Source organism: Microbacterium sp. H6 (assembly GCF_003314775.1).
In the GTDB taxonomy this organism is placed as follows: domain Bacteria; phylum Actinomycetota; class Actinomycetes; order Actinomycetales; family Microbacteriaceae; genus Microbacterium; species Microbacterium oxydans.
In genome coordinates this window covers 1-2,034 of the sequence record NZ_QOAY01000197.1, presented here as the reverse complement: position 1 = coordinate 2,034, position 2,034 = coordinate 1, and the positions used below count along the sequence as shown (strand labels likewise).

At 68.8% G+C, this 2,034-nt stretch carries 4 protein-coding genes; 2 read left to right on the top strand and 2 right to left on the bottom strand.

Annotated features, from left to right (window positions below; translation table 11 throughout):
• Positions 1–223 (top strand): hypothetical protein (locus DSP71_RS22315; RefSeq protein ID WP_181800734.1); only part of this gene is annotated, 223 nt, incomplete at its 5' end.
• Positions 224–307: 84 nt separating this feature from the next.
• Here DSP71_RS22315 and DSP71_RS13195 read toward each other — a convergent pair.
• Both DSP71_RS13195 and DSP71_RS13190 read right to left on the bottom strand, forming a co-directional pair.
• Entirely contained in the window at positions 308–715 is a 408-nt protein-coding gene (locus tag DSP71_RS13195; RefSeq protein ID WP_113681307.1) for a riboflavin kinase, read from the bottom strand.
• Positions 712–1,221 (bottom strand): flavin reductase family protein, encoded by a 510-nt coding sequence (locus DSP71_RS13190; RefSeq protein WP_058633058.1) that lies wholly within the window; start codon positions 1,219–1,221, stop codon positions 712–714. The genes DSP71_RS13195 and DSP71_RS13190 overlap by 4 nt, the downstream gene beginning before the upstream one ends.
• A 103-nt stretch (positions 1,222–1,324) precedes the next feature.
• Between DSP71_RS13190 and DSP71_RS13185 the strand changes: the two genes are divergently transcribed.
• Positions 1,325–1,930 carry a PadR family transcriptional regulator gene (locus DSP71_RS13185; protein ID WP_061017351.1) on the top strand — a complete coding sequence of 202 codons (606 nt, stop codon included), beginning with the start codon at positions 1,325–1,327 and terminating at the stop codon, positions 1,928–1,930.
• Positions 1,931–2,034 lie beyond the last annotated feature (104 nt).

Here is a 2,034-nt window from a genome sequence, read left to right as displayed (position 1 = left end):
CGCACTCCTCGCCACCCCCGCTGCCGGCGCGACCCAGGTGATCGACGCCCGCGAGGCCAGGCTGGCCCTCGGTGCAGTGCAGGGCCCGACCGCTCTCGCCTACGCGGTCGCGCCGACCGCAGGCACCACCCCGCTGCTGGTCACGATGTTCCCGGTCGCCGATGCGACCATCCCCCTCACGGAGTTCCTCGCGGATCCGCGCCTGCGCTGGAACGCGGTCTAGCCTCCCCGGCTCCGACGCCTCCGGTCGCGCTTCGTACCGCCCGCGCGGCTTCTGAACGGCAGCAACTGCGACCGGAGCAGGGGGTCAGGAGCGGACCCGAGCGCGATCAGCCAGCAGCGCTCGGCAGCGGATGACGTCTTCGGCGGTCTGCGCGATCAGCGCGTCGACGCCGTCGAAGCGCAGGGTCGGGCGCACGAGTGCAACGAGGGTCACGAACAAGCGCCGGCCGTACAGGTCGAGATCCGCATCGTGGAGGTGCACCTCGACACGTCGCGCACGGTCGCCGTCGAACGTCGGATTCGCACCGACGCTCACGCTCGCCGCCCAGAGCGGCTGATCGTCGTCGATCCGCGCCCAGGCCGCGTAGATCCCGTCCTCAGGGAGGTCTCCCTCGTCCATTTCCAGGTTCGCCGTCGGGAAGCCGAGCTCACGCCCCCGACCGTCACCCGGGACGACCATTCCGACGATCGCCCCGAGCGGCGGAGCGCTCACGCGCTCTCGGGCGCGGCGATGGACCGGTAGCGGCTCTGGTGGAAGACCAGGGGCTCGACATCGTCGAAGAGCGTGACGTCGGCGATCTCGTACAGGGCGATCTCGTGATCCCCGCCGTCGAACGTGCTGTGCAGGCGGCAGGTGAGCCAGAGCGCCGCATCCGCGATCAGCACGGCTCCCCCGTCGGTGCGCTGCCACTCGTGTCCGCCGAACCGGTCGCCCTCACGCGCCGAGAGCGAGCGGCTGAGTGGCTCATGGTGCGCGGCGAGCACGCTCATGCCGAGCTCGGGCACCGTGCGCAGCACCGGCCAGGTCTTCGACGTGCGGGCTGCGCTGATCGCGACGAGTGCAGGTTCGAGCGAGATCGAGGTGAAGGAGTTGACCGCCATCCCGACGGCTCGATCGTCGATGTGCGCGGCGAGGGCCACGACACCGGTCGGATACACCGAGAAGGCCCGGCGGAGGGCGAGGTCGCGCGGCAGGGCGTCGGTCACGGCAGTCGTCATTTCGGCTTCCTTTCGTTAGTCAACTTTGACTAGTATTGATAATAGGCAACTTTGATCATGCAAACAACAGGAATCTGCGAGGCCAGCCGTTAGCATGAGGGTCATGTCGACCACCCGCCTCGTCGTCCTCGGCGCCGTGAAGCAGTTCCAGCCCGTGCACGGATACTTCCTCCGCCGCGAGCTCATGACGTGGCATGTCGACGAATGGGCGCACATCCAGCCCGGATCGATCTACAACGCCCTGCGTGCCCTCGAGGTCGACGGGTACATTGCCGAGAGCGGCACCGAGGCCGAGGGCAAGCGCCCCGCCCGCACGACGTACCGCATCACTCCGGCCGGCGAGGTGGAGCTGCAGCGGATGCTGCGCGAGAACCTCTGGAACGTCGCGGCGTTCGACACCCAGGCCATCATGACCGTGGCCTCGTTCATGTTCGTGCTGAGTCGGCAGGAGGTGATCGCCGGCCTCGAGCACCGCCTCATCAAGAGCGACGCGATCATCACGCAGAACGGCTTCGATGTGCAGGACACCCTGCGCTCCGAGACCACCCCGAAGTACGTGCGGGAGATCTTCGACCTCTCCACCGCGCGTCTCACTGCGGAGAAGCAGTGGCTGCTCGACCTGCTGGATCGTCTGCGCGCCGGCGAGTACACCTTCGCCGGCGAGACGGCCGAGAGCGCGGCGACGGCTGACGCTGCCGCCTCGGACTGACCTCAGCGCGACGCCACGAGCGCCGCGATCGAGGTGGGCGAGAGAGCAGTCGTCGTCGCGCCGCGGTGCTGGGCGACGACAGCGCCGGCAGCGCAGGCGCGGAT

Bases quoted from the DNA above. Each gene is read 5' to 3' on its own strand.
- DSP71_RS13185 (WP_061017351.1), top strand. From the start codon at position 1,325: ATGTCGACCACCCGCCTCGTCGTCCTCGGCGCCGTGAAGCAGTTCCAG.
- DSP71_RS13190 (WP_058633058.1), bottom strand. From the start codon at position 1,221: ATGACGACTGCCGTGACCGACGCCCTGCCGCGCGACCTCGCCCTCCGC.